This window comes from Arthrobacter oryzae (genome assembly GCF_037911235.1).
Classification (GTDB): Bacteria; Actinomycetota; Actinomycetes; order Actinomycetales; family Micrococcaceae; genus Arthrobacter; species Arthrobacter oryzae_E.
In genome coordinates this window covers 41,247-58,034 of the sequence record NZ_JBBLYW010000004.1, presented here as the reverse complement: position 1 = coordinate 58,034, position 16,788 = coordinate 41,247, and the positions used below count along the sequence as shown (strand labels likewise).

15 protein-coding genes are annotated in these 16,788 nt (G+C 66.2%); 2 read left to right on the top strand and 13 right to left on the bottom strand.

What is annotated here, in order from left to right; genetic code table 11:
- Window positions 1–20: 20 nt before the first annotated feature.
- From WMN78_RS01495 to WMN78_RS01440, 12 genes are all read right to left on the bottom strand, one after another.
- On the bottom strand, window positions 21–578 hold the full coding sequence (locus WMN78_RS01495; protein WP_340531612.1) for a GNAT family N-acetyltransferase: 558 nt from the start codon (window positions 576–578) through the stop codon (window positions 21–23).
- Window positions 579–622: 44 nt separating this feature from the next.
- Window positions 623–1,669 (bottom strand): Gfo/Idh/MocA family oxidoreductase, encoded by a 1,047-nt coding sequence (locus WMN78_RS01490; protein WP_340531611.1) that lies wholly within the window; start codon window positions 1,667–1,669, stop codon window positions 623–625.
- A complete protein-coding gene (locus WMN78_RS01485; RefSeq protein WP_340531610.1) occupies window positions 1,662–2,564 on the bottom strand; it encodes a biopolymer transporter Tol in 903 nt (300 codons plus the stop codon). The genes WMN78_RS01490 and WMN78_RS01485 overlap by 8 nt, the downstream gene beginning before the upstream one ends.
- A gap of 61 nt (window positions 2,565–2,625) precedes the next feature.
- On the bottom strand, window positions 2,626–3,627 hold the full coding sequence (locus WMN78_RS01480) for a sugar phosphate isomerase/epimerase family protein (RefSeq protein ID WP_340531609.1): 1,002 nt from the start codon (window positions 3,625–3,627) through the stop codon (window positions 2,626–2,628).
- 1 nt (window position 3,628) lies between these two features.
- Window positions 3,629–4,837 (bottom strand): Gfo/Idh/MocA family oxidoreductase, encoded by a 1,209-nt coding sequence (locus tag WMN78_RS01475; RefSeq protein WP_340531608.1) that lies wholly within the window; start codon window positions 4,835–4,837, stop codon window positions 3,629–3,631.
- A 10-nt stretch (window positions 4,838–4,847) separates the two neighbouring features.
- Entirely contained in the window at window positions 4,848–5,966 is a 1,119-nt protein-coding gene (locus WMN78_RS01470) for a Gfo/Idh/MocA family oxidoreductase (RefSeq protein ID WP_340531607.1), read from the bottom strand.
- The gene (locus WMN78_RS01465; protein ID WP_340531606.1) at window positions 5,963–6,712 is read right to left on the bottom strand and encodes a sugar phosphate isomerase/epimerase; all 750 of its coding nucleotides are present in this window, start codon (window positions 6,710–6,712) and stop codon (window positions 5,963–5,965) included. Before WMN78_RS01465 ends, WMN78_RS01470 begins: the two co-directional genes overlap by 4 nt.
- Window positions 6,713–6,759: 47 nt before the next feature.
- Window positions 6,760–7,653: a carbohydrate ABC transporter permease gene (locus tag WMN78_RS01460; protein ID WP_340531605.1), complete on the bottom strand. Its 894-nt coding sequence runs from the start codon at window positions 7,651–7,653 to the stop codon at window positions 6,760–6,762.
- Window positions 7,653–8,630 (bottom strand): sugar ABC transporter permease, encoded by a 978-nt coding sequence (locus WMN78_RS01455; protein WP_340531603.1) that lies wholly within the window; start codon window positions 8,628–8,630, stop codon window positions 7,653–7,655. The genes WMN78_RS01460 and WMN78_RS01455 overlap by 1 nt, the downstream gene beginning before the upstream one ends.
- A gap of 13 nt (window positions 8,631–8,643) precedes the next feature.
- Window positions 8,644–9,966: a carbohydrate ABC transporter substrate-binding protein gene (locus tag WMN78_RS01450; RefSeq protein WP_340531602.1), complete on the bottom strand. Its 1,323-nt coding sequence runs from the start codon at window positions 9,964–9,966 to the stop codon at window positions 8,644–8,646.
- 107 nt (window positions 9,967–10,073) lie between these two features.
- Window positions 10,074–10,898, bottom strand: coding sequence for a hypothetical protein (locus WMN78_RS01445; protein ID WP_340531601.1), 825 nt, complete (start codon window positions 10,896–10,898; stop codon window positions 10,074–10,076).
- The gene (locus WMN78_RS01440) at window positions 10,895–12,043 is read right to left on the bottom strand and encodes a Gfo/Idh/MocA family oxidoreductase (protein WP_340531600.1); all 1,149 of its coding nucleotides are present in this window, start codon (window positions 12,041–12,043) and stop codon (window positions 10,895–10,897) included. Before WMN78_RS01440 ends, WMN78_RS01445 begins: the two co-directional genes overlap by 4 nt.
- A gap of 207 nt (window positions 12,044–12,250) precedes the next feature.
- On the opposite strand from WMN78_RS01440, the gene WMN78_RS01435 reads away from it, so the two are divergent.
- Window positions 12,251–13,483: an ROK family transcriptional regulator gene (locus WMN78_RS01435; protein ID WP_340531599.1), complete on the top strand. Its 1,233-nt coding sequence runs from the start codon at window positions 12,251–12,253 to the stop codon at window positions 13,481–13,483.
- A gap of 83 nt (window positions 13,484–13,566) precedes the next feature.
- Window positions 13,567–14,760: a CynX/NimT family MFS transporter gene (locus WMN78_RS01430; protein WP_340531598.1), complete on the top strand. Its 1,194-nt coding sequence runs from the start codon at window positions 13,567–13,569 to the stop codon at window positions 14,758–14,760.
- A gap of 233 nt (window positions 14,761–14,993) precedes the next feature.
- Here WMN78_RS01430 and aceB read toward each other — a convergent pair whose 3' ends face one another.
- Entirely contained in the window at window positions 14,994–16,658 is a 1,665-nt protein-coding gene (gene aceB, locus WMN78_RS01425) for a malate synthase A (RefSeq protein ID WP_340531597.1), read from the bottom strand.
- Window positions 16,659–16,788: the final 130 nt, after the last annotated feature.

Below are 16,788 nucleotides of genomic sequence, written 5' to 3'. Positions count from 1 at the left end.
TGTCCCTTCGCGCTGGGGGCTTAAGTGTCCCTTCGCGCTTCAGGGTGGGGCAGGGCGCGCTCCATCACGAAGTCGTGCTCCATGGTGGTTCCCAGGGTGAACGACTTGGTACCCACCTTCCGGAAGCCGGATTTCTCGTAAAAACGTACGGCCCTGGCGTTCTGGCTGTTGACGCCCAGCCAGATTCCGGCGGCTCCGGAGGCCGCGGCCTCGCCCAGGCTGGCGTGGATCAGCTCGGCGGCTGCGCCCAGGCCATGGTGGTCCGGGTGCACGTAGCACTTGCTGAGCTCCGTGGCAGGAAGGATCGTCAGGGCGGCAGCAACGTCCGGGTCAGCGGCCGGACGGTCCACGAGCATGCTGTAGCCGCGGAGGTCGCCGTCGGAATCGATCACCAGGACGGTGATTGACGGGTCCGCCAGATAACTGCGGAAGTTTTTTTCGCTGAGCGTGTTGGCAAGGTGCGCCGCGATATCGGCGGGGGAGGACTGCGGCGGGCAGGCGAGCGGAAAGGTGACGGCCGCCAGCCCGGCCAGCCTGCCGGCGTCGTCCGCGGTTGCTTTCCGGATGGTGTGCGTCATGGTCAAAACTCTAGTTTGCGGAGCGGCGCCGCGGTCACAACCCCCTAGTCCGCAGTCACATTCGGAACCGTCCGTTCAGGCTGGCTGTCGGCGGCGTAACTGAGGCCGATCTGGCGGCGGATCTCGTCCATGGCGGCCATCACCGCCACGCTCTCGCCCGGCGTCAGGATGGTGCCGGCGGTGGTGCCTTCCGTGATCAGGCGTTCCAGTTCGGCGGCCTGGTACTGCATACCGCGGCTGGTGACCGGCTGATCAAACCGCTCCACAATGGTCCCGTCAACCGCATGGACGGTAAACGGGGTCGGGTTGTACCAGGTGGGTTCGATGTCGATCCAGCCGTCGGTCCCGATGACCATGGCCCGGTTGGCGCTGGCGGCGTCCAGTTCGCAGTCCACAATGGCCTGCTGGCCGTCGGCATACTCAAAAATCGCCGCCGTCTGGCGGTCAACGCCCGTGGCCGTCATGGAGGCGCTGGCGCGAATGGTCTCCGGGGTGCCCAGGATGTCGAACGCAAAGGAGATCGGGTAGATGCCGAGGTCCAGCAGCGCTCCGCCGCCCAGTGCAGGATCGTTCAGTCTGTGGGCAGGGTCCTTGGGCAGGCTCTGGTTGTGGCTGGCGACCACCTTCCTGACCTCGCCGATCGTGCCTTCCTGGATGATTGCGCGGAGGCGGATCATGTGCGGAAGGAACCGGGTCCACATTGCTTCCAGCGCCACGAGCCCCTTGGATTCCGCGAGGTCAACAATGTCCTGGGCTTCGAGCGCGTTCATGGTGAACGACTTCTCCACCAGCACATGCTTGCCGACATTCAACGCCAACAAGGCATTGGCGTGGTGGAACGGGTGCGGCGTGGCGATGTAGACCACGTCAACCAAGGGGTCTGCCACCAAGTCCTCATAGCTGCCGTGCGCGGTTGCCACGCCGTACTGCTCAGCAAACGCCTTGCTCGAGTCCAGCGAGCGTGACCCGACGGCCTGCACCGTGAAGCCGTTCTCGTTCAGGTCCTGCGCTTGCAGCCCGGCGATGAAGCCGGTGCCGAGGATGCCCCAGCGGATTGTTCCGTCGGAGGTGCCGGTGGGTTGATTAGTCACGAACGTGGTCCTTTGATGAGTCGGTGTTGGCCAGCGGGTAGGCGACGAACGCGAAGCGGGCGGAGTCCGGTGACCAGCTGTTGACGTTCAGCGTTCCCTGGCCTCCGAAGAGGGGCCAGGTGTGCAGGGGCGCGGCCCAGTCGCCGGTGGAGACAAGCACGACGTCGACCAGCAGGTCGGCGGGGTGGCCTTCTGTTCCGTGCGGGAAGCGGATGTAGCTGGCCAGGTCCCCGTCGGGGGAGAGATGGGGGAACCAGTCGACTGTTTCGGAGTCGAGGAGCCGTTCGAACCCGGTCCCGTCAACCCGCAGACGGGCGAGCTGCGCATGGCCGGGCAGTGAGGTGAAGGATTCCGTGTTGAGGTAGAGCCACTTTCCGTCGGGCGAATATTCGGGCCCGTCGCAGTGGCCGGCGCCGACGTCGACGAGGGTGGAGTGGCCGCCGCCGGCCGGAATCGTCAGGAGACGCCCCGGCTGGCTGAAGTCGCCGGCGTCGATCCCCACGTAGGCGAGTTCGCCGCCGTCGGGACTCACACCGTGGAGGAAATGGAAGGAACCGTCGACGGCCGTGACTCTTTCTGCCGCGCCGCCGCCAAGCGGCGCGCGGTAGATGTGGCCGTCGTTCGCCGAGAGGAAGATCTGCTTCCCGTCGGGGGCGAGGACGTGGTCGTTGTTGAGATCGGGGATGCCGGCGAGGGGCACCTGGCTGAGAGTGCGGCCGGCAACATCAAAATTCCAGAGCTTTCCGTCCCCGTTGAGGATGAGGGCGGATCCATCGAGGGTCCAGTTGGGCGCTTCGAGGAGGAGCTCGTCGGACGTGAATACCAGTTCGCTCTCGCCGGTGACGCCCGCAATCCAGACTTCGCAGCGCTGGCCGGGCTGAAGGGTGCGCTGCATGGCTAGAGCTTCTCCTCACTTGTGCAACTCCTGGGGCGGGGGGCGAATTGCGCGGCTCCGGCTAGTCCTTGCTGCTGAAGGCGGCGTCGAAGCTGGTCTGGGAGGCGGGGAAGTCGAACTTCTTGAGTGCGGCGAGGGCTTCGGGGGCGCCGTGGAGGCGGTCCATGCCGGCGTCTTCCCACTCGACGGAGATCGGGCCGTTGTAGCCGATCGCGGTGAGTGCGCGGAAGGACGATTCCCAGGGTACGTCGCCTCGGCCTGCGGAGACGAAGTCCCAGCCGCGGCGGGGGTCGCCCCAGGGCAGGTGGGAGCCCATGACGGTGTTCCGGCCGGTGGGGCGGAGCTTGGTGTCCTTGCAGTCCACGTGGTAGATCCGGTCCTTGAAGTCCCAGATGAACGAGACGGGGTCGATGCCCTGCCACATGAAGTGGGACGGGTCCCAGTTCAGGCCGAACGCCGGACGGTGCCCGATCGCTTCGAGGGTGCGGACAGTGGTCCAGTAGTCGTAGGCGATCTCGGACGGGTGCACTTCGTGGGCGAAGCGGACCCCGCATTCGTCGAAGACGTCCAGGATGGGGTTCCAGCGGTCCGCGAAGTCCTGGTAGCCGGCCTCGATGACCTTCTCCGGGACCGGCGGGAACATGGCGACGTACTGCCAGATGGAGGAACCCGTGAACCCGACCACGGTGTCCACGCCGAGGGCCTTGGCGAGCCGGGCGGTGTGTTTCATTTCCTCGGCGGCGCGCTGGCGGACGCCTTCGGGGTCGCCGTCGCCCCAGACCTTGGACCCGACGATGGCCTCGTGGCGGAAGTCGATGGGGTCATCGCACACGGCCTGGCCCTTGAGATGGTTGGAGATGGCCCAGACCTTGAGGTTGTACTTCTTCAGGACCGCGAGCTTGGACTCGACGTAGCCGGGTTCGTCCCAGCGCCAGGCGTCCAGGTGGTCCCCGGAGACGGCGATTTCTAGGCCGTCGTAGCCCCAGCCGGAGGCGAGCTTGGCGACTTCCTCGAAGGGGAGGTCGGCCCACTGGCCGGTGAACAGGGTGTACGGGCGGGGCATGTCAGGCTCCTTCGGTAACAGGGACGGGGGAGGTGGTGAGCTGGATGATGGAGGACTTGGCGTTCGCGGATTCTTCGATGGCGGCCAGCACCCGCTGCACGGCCAGGCCCTCCTCGAACGACGGCGACGGCGCGGTGCCGCCGCCGATCGCGGCAAGGAAGTCCCGGATTTCGTGGGTGAAGGTGTGTTCCCAGCCGATCACGTGGCCCTGCGGCCACCAGGCAGCCATGTACGGGTGCTCGGGCTCGTTGACCAGGACGCGCCGGAAGCCCTGTTCCCGGACGGGAACGGTGGCGTCCAGGAAGCCGAGTTCGTTGATGGCCTCCAGGTCGAACAGCAGGGAGCCCTTGTCGCCGTAGATCTCGAGTTTGAGGGAGTTCTTCTGTCCGGTGGCCATGCGTGAGACCTCCACCGAGGCGATGGTCCCGGAGTCCAGGGTCAGCGTGGCCCAAGCGGCGTCGTCGACCGTTACCTCTTCCAGTCCGCCTGCGGGACCACTTGCCCCGGGGCGGCTGGACACGAAGGTGTGCAGCCGCCCGGAGACCTCGGTGACCGTGCCGCCGAGCAGGAACATGACCTGGTCGATCGCGTGGGACGCGATGTCGCCCAGCGCGCCGGACCCGGCAGTTTCCTTGTTCAGTCGCCAGGTCATGGGGGAGTCGGCATCCACCAGCCAGTCCTGCAGGTACGCGGCGCGGACGTGCCGGACCGTTCCCAGCCGGCCCTCAGCGATGAGCTCCCTGGCAAGTGCCAACGCCGGGACGCGGCGGTAGTTGAAACCGATCATGGACTGCACGCCGCGTTCCCGGGCGGAGCGGGCAGCGTCCGCCATGGCTTCGGCTTCGGCCAGGGTGTTGGCCAGCGGCTTTTCGACCAGGACGTGCTTGCCGGCCTCGAGCGCCGCGATGGCGATCTCGGCGTGCATCCACCCCGGGGCGCAGATGTCCACGATGTGAATGTCGTCCCGGTCCAGGACCGAACGCCAGTCCGTCGCGGTTTCCGCCCAGCCGTACCTCTCGGCGGCCGCCGCCACCCGCCCGGCGTCCCGGCCCACGAGCACTTTCTGCTCGAAGGCCGGGACGTCGAAGTGGGACGCAACGTTCCGCCAGGCGTTCGAGTGGGCCTTGCCCATGAACGCGTAACCGATCATCGCCACACCCAGCGGTGGGTTGTCCGGGTTGGTGCCGTCCGTGCTTTCGGGGGATTTCATTGCCTGGTTCCTAGAGGGTGGAAGCGGTGGGGTCCCAGTCCTCGGGGAGGGCCGGGGACGCGGGGGCGGAGCTTTCGACGTTGACAAAGGTGCCGGATTCAACGGACTCGGAAATCGAGACCATGGTGTCCAGCACGTGGTAGGCGAGGTTGCCCGTCGCGCGGTGCGGAACCCCCGCCCGGATGGAGCGGGCCATGTCCAGCACACCCATGCCGCGGCCGTTGGAGGCGCCGGTGGCGGGGATGACGGTCCAGTCTTCGTCGCCCGCACGCCAAAGCCTGATGTCGCCGTCGAAGTAGTTCGGGTCCGGCAGCGAGAGCGTGGCTTCGGTGCCGGTGATCTCCACGAAGCCCATCCGCAGCCGCGGCGACTCGAAGGAGAAGACGCTGTGCGAGGACTGGCCTCCCTCGAACTGGGCCATGGCACTGACGTGGGTGGGCACCTCGACAGTGAACTCCTCGCCCAGCTTGGGCCCGGAGCCGATGACCCGGACTTCCTTCGCTTTGGAACCGATGGCCGCCACCTTGCGCACGGACCCGAACGTCTGGACCAGCGCGGTGAGGTAGTACGGGCCCATGTCGAACAGGGGACCGGCTCCGTACTGGAAGAGGAACGCCGGATTCGGGTGCCAGGATTCCGGCCCCGGGGTCTGGAACGTGGTCATGGCCGTCAGCGGCGTGCCGATGTCGCCGCGCTCGATCAGCCGCCGGGCCGTCTGAAGCCCGGCGCCGAGGAAAGTATCCGGCGCGCAGCCGAGCCGCAGCCCCGCGGCGTCGGCGGCCTTCAGCAGCCCCAGCCCGGATTCCCGGTCCAGCGAAAACGGCTTTTCCGTCCAGACGTGCTTGCCGGCGTTGACGGCGGCCGTTGCCACCTCCACGTGTGCCGCCGGGATAGTGAGGTTGACGATGATTTCGACGTCGGGATGGTTCAGTGCGGCGTCCACCCCGCCGGATTCGGCGATGCCGTATTCCTTCGCCCGTGCGGCCGCGGAATCTTCGAACAGGTCGGCGATGACATGGACCTTGAGGTCCGGGAAGACGGTCAGGTTGTCCAGGTACTGCTTGCTGATGTTGCCGGCGCCGATGACGGCGACGCCCACCGGCCCCCGGCGGGTAGCTGCGGTGCTCATGCCCGGGCTCCTTCGCTGGCCTCGGCGTTCAGGAACGCCAGGCTCTGGGCGATGCCGTCGAAGATGTCGCCGGAGTAGTCGTCAAACTCCACGACGCCCACTTCGAGGGCCTTGGCGGCGCCGATGACGTCCCACACGGCGATCTTGCCCTGGCCGGCCGGCTGCTGCGCCTTGGTGTCGGTGTTAAGGGGGCCGTCCTTGATGTGGATGAACTTCACCCGGTCGCCAAGTTTGGTCAGGATGTTCACAGGGTCCTGGCCCCCGACGGCAACCCAGTACGTGTCCACTTCGAGGACCAGTTCAGGGTCCAGCAGGTCGGTGAAGTATTCCAGTGCCGTTCGGCCCTCGATGGTGGACTCCAGCTCCCAGGCGTGGTTGTGGTACCCGACGCGGATGCCGTACTCGGCGCCCTTCTTCGCTGCAGCGTTGAGCTTGGCGGCGGTGGCCTGGATGTCCTCGGCCTTCTGCCAGTGCTCGGCCGGCAGGTACGGGTCGATGACGGTGCTGATTCCCAGTTCCTTGGCGGCGGCGAAGATTTCGTCCTGGTCCTGGCTCAGCAGGGGAGCGTGGCCGGACGGGGCGGTGAGGCCGTTCTCCTTCAGGGCGGCACCGAGTTCGGCCGCCGTGGCCACGAAGTTGTAGGGCTCAACCTGGGTGAAGCCGATCGCGGCCACCTTCCTGATGGTGCCGGGCAGGTCCTCTTGGATGGCGTTGCGCAGTGTGTACAGCTGAAGTGAGTAAGACATGTCGCGTTCCTTTGCGGGGAGATTTGTTTCGAATATATGGTTCAGGGCTAGCGGCCGGCGAGGGATCCGCCGATGCCGCCGACGCTGAAGTACTTGTTCAGGGTGGCGAAGACGATGACCGGCGGGAGCATCATGACCACGGCGAGGGCCATGACGGAGGTCCAGTCGGTGGCGTTCTGCTGGAAGAAGGACTGGACACCCATGGGGAGGGTGAAGATCTCGTTGGAGCGGAGGAAGACGATGGCCACGAGGTAGTCGTTCCAGGCCAGCAGGAAGGCGAAGATCGCGGTGGAGAGGATGCCGGGCAGGCTGTTCCGGAGGACCACTTTGGTGAACGATCCGAACACGGAGCAGCCGTCGATCCAGGAGGCTTCTTCGAGGCTGATCGGGATGGAGTCGAAGTAGGCGGCCATCATCCAGGTGGCAACGGTCATCGTGGAGCCCACATAGATGATGGTGATGCCCAGCAGGTTGTCCACCAGTCCCATGCCGGCGAAGAGGATGAACAGCGGGACCACCGAGGTGATGATGGGCAGGGACTGCATGACGAACAGCAGCAGGGAGTAGCCGGAGACGGCCTTGCTGCGTCCGCGGGAGAGGACGTAGCCGGCAGGCGCGGCGACGGCTACGGAGACCACCACCGTGGAGAGCGTGGTGATCAGGCTGTTCTGCAGCCAGGTGGCGGCGAACGTTCCGGAGAAGACACTGGCGAGGTTCTCGAAGGTCAGGCCGGTGGTGGTGCTGGTCGGACCCGGCGTGAAGGCCAGGACTACGGTGACCATGATCGGGACGAGGACGATGGCGGTGATGACCAGGATGGCAACGAACCGCCACCACTGGCCGCGGTCGCCGGCTTCGGAGAGTGTGCGGCGGGCTTTGGCGGGGCCGGCGACGCCGAGGACGGGGCCGGACTCGGGATGGGCGTGGACTGCTGCGCTCATTATTCGACGCTCGACTTTCGGATCTGGCGGTACAGGAGAACGGAAATGACCACCAGGGTCATGGTCATGAGGAAGGCAATGGCCACGCCGGGGCCCGTGGCGAAGTCCTGGAAGACGGTGCGGTAGGCCAGGACCACCAGGGAGGTTGTGGCACTGACCGGGCCGCCGCCGGTGAGCAGGTAGATGGTGGGAAAGTCATTGACGCAGAAGATGGTCATGAGGATCCACGAGATGTAAGTGGAGCGGGCAATCAGCGGCAACGTGATCTGGGTGAACTGCTGGAACCGGGTGGCACCGTCCATGCTGGCGGCTTCGTAGACGGTGGTGTCCACGGAGGCCAGGGCGGCTGAAATCATCATCATCATGAACGGGAAGCTGACCCAGACCTTGAAGACCATCACGGTGATGGCGGCGAGGTTGGGATCGGCCAGGAACAGCGGCGTGCCCATGCCGAGGTTCCGGAACAGGGACGGGATCAGGCTGTCCGGGGTGGCGACCAGCCAGTTCCACGCGGTGGAGGACACCACGATCGGCACCACCCACGGCAGGAGCAGCAGGACCTTGAAGGTGCCGCCCGCCGGGATCTTCGTGCGGAGCAGCAGGGCCAGGCCCAGGCCAACAAGCCACGATCCGAACACGCCCACGATGGTGAACATCAGGGTGAACTGTGCCGCTTTCCAGAAGGCCGGCGAGGACAGGACGGTGGCGAAGTTCTCGCCGCCGACGAAGTTTCCGGTCTGGAGCAGGTCGCCGTCGTGGGTGGCCTGCACGCCGGCGTGGATCAGCGGGTAGCCGTGGATCAGGACCAGCAGGACCACGGAGGGGAGCAGGAGCCAGAAGAACGTCCTGGTGGCCTGGGCCGAGAGTTTGCTCTTGCGGTTCACGTGTCCGGGGTTCGGGGACCCGGCCCCGGGCCCGCCGGGGGCAAGCCCGCGGCGGGCCCGGGCAAGGCCGGACGGTGCTGTGGTGGATGACATGGCAGGTACCGTTCTACTTCTTCAGGACCGATTCCAGGCCGGACTGGAAGGTCTGCAGCGCGGTCTTGGCGTCGGCTTTGCCGGTCAGGATGGTCTGGCTGAACTGGTTCAATGCCTGGCCGCCGTCCAGCGCCGCGAGGTTGGCGTTGAGGGTGTTGCCCTGGGAGGCGAAGGTCTTGGCGATGGGCTGCCAGTCCTTGACGATCTTGACGTTGTTGGGATCGTCGGCGAATTCGGGAAGTTCGGTGATCGACTTGAAGACCGGCAGGGCGGACATCAGCTTCTGCTTCCACAGTTCCTTGAGCTGGCCCAGGTAGTACACCAGGAACGCCTCGGATGCTTCCTGCGAGGGGGTGTTCGTGTACATCATGATGTTGTTCGGGAACACGATGGTGGCCTTGTCCCCGTGCGGGCCGGTGATGGGGTCAGCCACCAGCAGGTCTCCGGACGTGTCGCCGACGCGCTGGGGAACGTTGACCTGGAACAGGCCGTATCCGGCCTTGCCGTCCTTCCATTGTGCGGACATGTTGTCTGTGGTGTAGCTGACGGCCGCAGGATCGACAATTCCGTTGGAGACGAGTTCAAGGACAAATTCCATCGCTTCCACGTTGCGGTCGTTCATCAGGTCCAGCTCGCCGTCCTTATTGAAGACGCCGCCGCCGTTGTTGACCATCATCATGATCATGGAGTGGTTGCCGTAGTTGTTGCCTGAGCCTGCGCCGGTGGTGAAGCCAAATGCACCGACCTTCTTGAGTGCTTTTCCGGCTTCCAGGAGGGACGGCCAGTCGGTGGGAAGTGCCACGTTGGCCTTCTCGAACAGCGACTTCCGGTACCAGAACACGCGCATGTCCAGCTGCCACGGAACCGCCACGTAGCCCTTGTCCGACTTGAACGGGTCCAGGACGCCCGGCAGGAAGTCGTCGAACTGGCCGTTCTCCTTCAGCTTGTCAATGACCTTGTCGGCGTACGCGATCTGGCCCTGCTGCTCGAACTGGAAGGCCTGGAAGCCGCCGCCGGTGGACACTGCCGGCCCGGTCTTGGACGCGATGGCGGAGGAGAAGGTCTGGTAGAAGTTGTTCCACTGGATGATCTGGTAGCTGGCCTTGCTGTTGGCTCCGGAGAAGCCTTCCGCGATCTTCTTGGCAGCGTCGTTGTAGGCGGGAGTCGCCCACGGCATGTCCCAGAACTTGATCGTTCCACCCGCGCTGCCACCGCCCTGCGAAGCGGAGCCGCCGCCGCACGCGGCCAGGAGGGGCGCGGAGGCCGCGGCGGCAGCGAAGCCCAGGAACCCCCGCCGGGAGAAGGCGGAGGAAGCGATGGAAGGTTTGGTAGACACGATGGTTTCCTTTCAAGGCCCGGAGTGACTGAATGCCCGGGCCCTTCTCGACAATGAGTGGATAGTGACTTGAGGAACTGGAACTGCTGGTGGATCGGTAGGGCTGTCTAGCTGGTGAGTTGGCTAAGGAGTGACATAACGGTGGTGAACTGCGTCAGGTCGTTGGCCGGGATCCCGGAAGAAATATGTGCGTGAACCCTCGACCAGCTGGTCCGGTGGGACGATTCGTACAGTGTGGGAAGCGTCGTCGCTCCTTCTGTGGTTACTGCGCGGACTTCGGCCGGCCACGCCGCTGAGGGGTCCGGCAGAACGACGTCGGCGCGGCCGGCAGAGGTCAGGATCGTGAGGCTTGCCGTGGCCGGCAGCGCGGAGGTGAGGATGCCCTGCAGCGCCACGGGCACCCCGCCGGCAAGGATGCCTGCCACGGTGTAGCCGTTCCCGTTGCGCTGGACCATCCGCACGTTCAGGACTTTGATCCCGCACTGCACCAGGACGGCGAGCTGATCCGTTAGCAGGTGCACCGGATCCGTGCCGGGCACGGCGACGGCAACAGAGTCGAGCAGGACGGCGTCCTTGAGCGCCGTGGCGATGACGCCCTGCACGTTGTCGGCGGTCGGGGCCAGCGCGGTGTTGCCTGCCCATTGCTGGTCCAGCACCACCACCGAGCCGGCCGCATCGGCCACGGCGATGAGTTCGGCGGGATCTTCCGCCACCGGCCCGGACACCACCACCCCTTTGGCTCCATTGCGGATGGCGTCGGCCGAGCGGCCGGTCCAGCCCGCATGGCCGGCGACGGCGGTGACATCCGGCGCGGACACAGCCGGCCCATCAGGAGCCGGACCAAAGGACAGGGGAAGGGAAGCGACGACGGCGGACACCGCACCTGCTGCTTCAGCCTGCGGATCCGCGTACACGGACAGCTGCGTGGTCATGCGTTGACCTCCTGGTCTGCGGGGGAGCTGGCGGCGCTGCCAGCATCAACCGGGTTTGCATCGGCCGCTGTTCCAAACCGGCCTGTGTCGATGCGATCGCCGATGCGGCCTGCGGCCGCATCGGCGATCGCCAGTGCGAACTCAAGGTCATGGATCAGCGTTTCGGCCGACGGCGGTTCGCCGGTGCCGCCGGCCAGTTCGGCCAATTTGCGCCACTCGCCCTCGTAGCCGTTGTGGCCGAAGGGTCCAAGGACAGTGGTGCGACCTTCCGTGAGGATCCGGGCGGTTGCCGAGCCGGCGTGGACGTAGGACGGGGTGAAGTCGATTCTCAGGGCGGCGTTGTCGCCGATTGCCTCAAACTCCCAGGACGGTTCCCAGGTGGCATTCATCGCGGCGCGGAGCTCGATGGTGACGCTTCCTGCCCGCAGGGAGATGACGTAGCCGAAGGGGCGCACGATTTCAGCGTGGAGGACCTCCACCGCCTCAAAGTCAGGGGTGAAGCGGCGGACCAGGGGAAGGTCGTGGATGGCCAGGCCCATTACGCCGCCGGTGAGCATGGCCTTGATGACCTCCGGGTCCGTTGAGTCACTGGACGGCCCGGGGACGCGGCCCACGATCTCGGTGGCGAAGTCCTCGAAACGGGGGTTCGGCGGAAGGACGATGGACGATCGGACGGTGTGCACCTGCTCCGGCAGGTCGCCCCACGCGTCTTCCGCCGCAAGCCAGCCCGGATCGAAGGTGTGCATGGCGCCTACGATGATCGGGACACCCGTTTCGGCTGACACGGCGGAAATCCCGGCGGCCTCTTCACCGCTCATGGCGAACGGCTTTTCGCACAGCACGGCTTTCTTGCCGGCCCGGCAGCTGGCGATGACCTGGGCTGCGTGGAACTGGTGCGGGCTGCAGATGGCCACGATGTCCACTGCCGGGTCCGCGAGGAGCTCTTCCATGCTGGTGCTGAAGTTCGCTCCGACCCGGCCGGCCACGGCCTCCGCCACGGCGGGGTCCACGTCCATGATGTGCCGGACTTCGAGGATGTTGCCCAGCCGGGCCAGGGAGGGCAGGTGGATTGCCTGGGTAACGGGCCCTGCGCCGAGAATGCCGACCCCCAGGAGGGCCGGTGATGCCTGTGCTTGGCTCGACAAGTTGCTTACCTCTTTGTAATAGCTGGAGCGTTTTTGTAATAGCTGGAGCTTTTCGGCGGGGCCGGTCCGGATCAAAGTCTGGATCAGTGACACCGCTCACACATCAAGCTAGAGCTACTTTTGTCGATCGTCAAGCAAAAGATGAAAAGCTATCGCCAATCTTTCGGTGGAGTGACATGCATAAGCGCTTCGTGCTATCACTGACTCATGAGTCCAACGTCTGGAAAAGAAACCGGCACAGACGCCGGAACCGATACCGCCCCCGAGGGTGCCGGGAGCCTTTCCCGGGCCGGCGATCTCTTCCAGCTGCTCCGCGACGGCAAGGCCCGCACCCGGGCCGAACTGGCCCTGACCACAGGCCTGGCGCGGTCCACTGTGGCGGCCCGCATCGATGCCCTGATTTCCTCAGGGCTCGTGGGGCCTGCCGGTGAGGCAAGCTCCAGCGGCGGCAGGCCGCCGTCGCGCTTTGCCTTCAACCCCGCCGCCCGCTCAGTCCTGGCGGTCGACGTCGGCGCCACGCACGTGATCGTTGCCGTCACCGACCTCGGCGGGAACGTCCTGTCCGAGCGGCGCCTGGCCCAGGACGTTGCCGACGGGCCCGAAGCGGTGCTGGGCCGTGTGGTGGAGGAAGGCAAAACACTCCTCAGCGAAGCCGGCAGGACCGTTGCGGACCTCGCCGGCATCGGGATCGGGCTGCCGGGCCCGGTGGAGCACGCCACCGGCATGCCGGTGAAGCCGCCCATCATGCCCGGCTGGGACGGGTTCGACGTGGTCCGCTACGTCCAGCGCTCACTCCCGGTCCCCGTGCTGGTGGACAACGACGTCAACATCATGGCCCTCGGCGAACGCACCGCGTACTGGCCCGAACACGAGAACTTCCTCTTCATCAAAGTGGCCACCGGCATCGGTGCCGGCATCATCAGCAGCGGGGAACTCCAGCGCGGCGCCAACGGAACCGCAGGAGACCTGGGCCATGTGCGGGTTCCGCGCGGCGACGAGGTCCTGTGCCGCTGCGGCAACTACGGCTGCCTCGAAGCGTTGGCATCGGGCCCGGCCGTTGCTCGGGAACTGGCACGGCAAGGCCTTCCGGCCGAGAAAGGCGGCGATGTCCTGCGTCTCGTCGGCGAGGGCAACCTCCAGGCGATCCAGGCGCTCCGCCAGGCCGGCCGGGATGTGGGGGATGTGCTGGCCATGGTGGTCAACCTGCTGAATCCGTCGGTGATTGTGATCGGCGGCAGCCTCGGCCAGGCGGGCGACCACCTGATGGCCGGGGTGCGCGAGGTGGTTTACCGGCGGTCCCTGCCGCTGGCCACATCACACCTGCGGATTGCGCTCTCGATGGCCGGCGACCAGGCCGCGATCCTTGGCGCCAGCCAGATGGTCACCCAACATGTGTTGTCGCCGGCAGTGATCGAGGCCACCCTGCAGGCAACGGGCTAACGCCCGTCATATGGCGGCGGGCATGATAGCAATGAAACGATGAAACCGATTTCCAGCTCCCGCACGACGCCGCAGCCCGCCTCATGACGGCGAACATCCTTGCCAGGATTCCGCGGGGCTGGATCCTGCTGGCGAGCATCGGACTCATTGCGCTAAACATGCGCGGCCCGTTCGTGGCTGTCGCGCCGGTGGTCGGCCCGATGCAGCAGGACCTCGGATTTTCCCCGGTGGAACTGGGGCTGCTGACCGGCATCCCGGTGCTGTGCTTTTCGCTGGCAGCACCGCTTGCCTCGTTTGCGGGCCGGAAATTCGGGGCGGAATTCGCCATCATGCTCACGCTCCTGGGCGTGCTGGCCGGCGTCTTAGTCCGCTCCGCCGGCAACGGCGGCCTGGTGCTGTTCGGAACCGCGATCATCGGCGTGGCCATCACTATCGGCAACATCGCCGTGCCGCTGATCATCCGGCGTGACTTTTCGCCTCAGCGCCAGGGCACGGCCATGGGCATCTACACCGCGGCCCTGAACATCGGATCCTTCCTCACCTCCGTGGTCACCGCGCCGCTGGCCGAGCTGGCCGGGTGGCGTCTGTCGCTGGCAGCAAGCGGGCTCTTCGCCCTGGCGGCCATCGTGTTCTGGGTGATGGCGGCAGGCCGGCAGGCCTTCGTTCCGGCCGCTGCCGAGGATTCCGATCCGCGTCCTGCCGGCGGCAAACCGGCGTCCCGCTGGATCACGGTGGGCCTGACGGCGGGCTTCGCGGGACAGGCGTTCTCCTATTACGGCGTCACTGCCTGGCTGCCCACTTTCCTCACCGACGAATTGGGCATGGCGCCCTCCGCCGCCGGCGCCGGGTCCTCGCTCTTCCAGATCCTCGCCATTGTGGGCGGCCTCGGCGTGCCGATGGTGGCCAGGTTTGCCAGTACGACGACGGTGGCGGTCACCTTGGGCCTGATGTGGCTGACCGTTCCCCTTGGCCTGCTGCTGGCACCGGAACTGTGGTGGCTCTGGTCCTCCGTGGGCGGTGCGGCGCAGGGCGGCGGCATCACGGTCATCTTCATTGCCATCATCAAACTGGCCCGAGACCAGGTGTCCGCCGGCAGGATGTCGGCCGTGGTCCAAGGCGTGGGCTACTCGGTGGGCGCTGCGGCCCCCACGCTCCTGGGCTACGTCCACGGCCTGTCCGGATCCTGGACCAACCCGCTGCTGCTGATCCTTGCTTCGGTGGCGGCATTCTTACTTGGCACGACGCTCTCCGTACGGAAGGTGCCGAAGACCCGCTGACGAGTCCCGCCGTCGTCGTAATCCCCACCCCACGCCGAAGCGCGAACGGACACTTGAATCCCATGCCAAAAGCGCGAACGGACAGTTGAGGCCCTTACTCAAGGGCCTCAACTGTCCGTTCGCGCTTAGTGGTTCTTCCGTTGCCGGGCCACCGCCCCGGATTTCGGGGTGCCTGTTGCGAAGGGCGTGGCAGCCCGGCAAACGGAAATCTCGATCGGCTCGATTGCCGCGGGTCAGGCGGCGACGAGTTCCGCGTCCTCGACCGGTTCTTCGGAACGGTCCCGGGCCTCGTGCAGGAAGCGGGCGTAGGCCGGCAGCGTGAGGAACGTGGGGAATGCGTCGGCCAGGGTGACTTCTTCGAAGATGTCCCGTGCGTCGGCGAAGCGGTCGCCCTCGAAGCGTTCCAGCCGTGAGAATTCCTCGTCCAGCAGGTCCTCCACCCACTCGCGCGTGATGATTTCGCCGTGGTCGGTGATGGCGTGGGAGTAGATCCACTGCCACAGCTGCGAGCGGGAGATCTCCGCGGTGGCGGCGTCCTCCATGAGGTTGTGGATGGCCACTGCTCCGTTGCCGCGCAGCCAGGACTCGATGTAGCGGATGCCTACCTCGATGTTGTTCCGGATGCCCTGCTCGGTGATGGTGCCCGTGGTGGAAGCAATGTCCAGCAGCGCGCGGTCGTCCGGGGTGACATCCTCGCGGAGGCGCTCCAGCTGGTTCGGGCGGTCGCCGAGGACGCCGTCGAACACTTCGCGGCACACCGGCACCAGGTCCGGGTGGGCCACCCAGGAACCGTCAAAGCCGTCGCCGGCCTCCCGGGTCTTGTCCGCGCGGACCTTCTCGAAAGCGATGGCGTTGGCTGCCTCGTCCTTGCGGTTGGGGACAGCGGCGGCCATTCCGCCGATAGCCATGGCGCCGCGCTTGTGGCAGGCCCTGACCAGCTGCTCCGTGTAGGCGCGCATGAAGGGGGCCGTCATGGTCACCTGGACACGGTCCGGGAGGACGAAGCGGGGCCCGCGGGTGCGGAAGTTCTTGATCATGGAGAAGATGTAGTCCCAGCGACCGGCGTTCAGGCCCGCCGCGTGGTCGCGGAGCTCGTAGAGGATCTCTTCCATCTCGAAGGAGGCCGTGATGGTCTCGATCAGCACGGTGGCGCGGATGGTGCCCTGCGGGATGCCCAGCAGGTCCTGGGCCAGGATGAAGATGTCGTTCCACAGGCGTGCTTCGAGGTGGTTCTCGATCTTCGGCAGGTAGAAGTACGGGCCCTTGCCCTGGGCCAGCAGGCGGCGGGCGTTGTGGAAGAAGTACAGGCCGAAGTCCACGATGCCGCCGGCGATGGGTTCGCCGTCGATGAGCATGTGCTTTTCCGGCAGGTGCCAGCCGCGGGGACGGACCACGATGGTGGGCAGTTCGCCGGCCGGGCGCAGCTTGTAGTCCTTGCCCTCGGGGGAGGTGAAGTCGATCCGGCGTTCCAGCGCGTCCGTCAGGTTGAGTTGACCCTGGATCACGTTGCGCCACGACGGTGTGGAGGAGTCCTCCATGTCGGCCAGCCACACCTTCGCGCCGGAGTTCAGGGCGTTGATGGTCATCTTCTTGTCCACCGGGCCGGTGATTTCGACGCGGCGGTCCTCCAGGCCGGGCGCCGGGGGAGCGACGCGCCAGTTGGGATCGTTGCGGACGGACTCGGTCTCGCGGAGGAACCGAGGGTCCTGGCCCTTGGCGATGTCCGCCCGCCGCGTCCGCCGGGCCTGCAGCAGCTCCTGCCGACGAGCCGACGTGGCACGGTGCAGCTTGGCCACAAATGCCAAAGCATCCGGAGTAAGAACCTCGCCCTGCCGGCAAATCGGCTGCGCGGTCAACGTGATCCCGTTGATGGTGAAGTTGTCAGTGAAGCTGTTCATTTCTGTCTCCTTAAAGACGAAAAGGGAGTTCGACGGCGGGGTGCGGGTTGGGGCCGAAAAAGGCAATCCTCCGCGTGCTATTCCCTGTCCCCGCCTTGGCCTCGCAGAGCTCGGCCGGGCGGGGACAGGG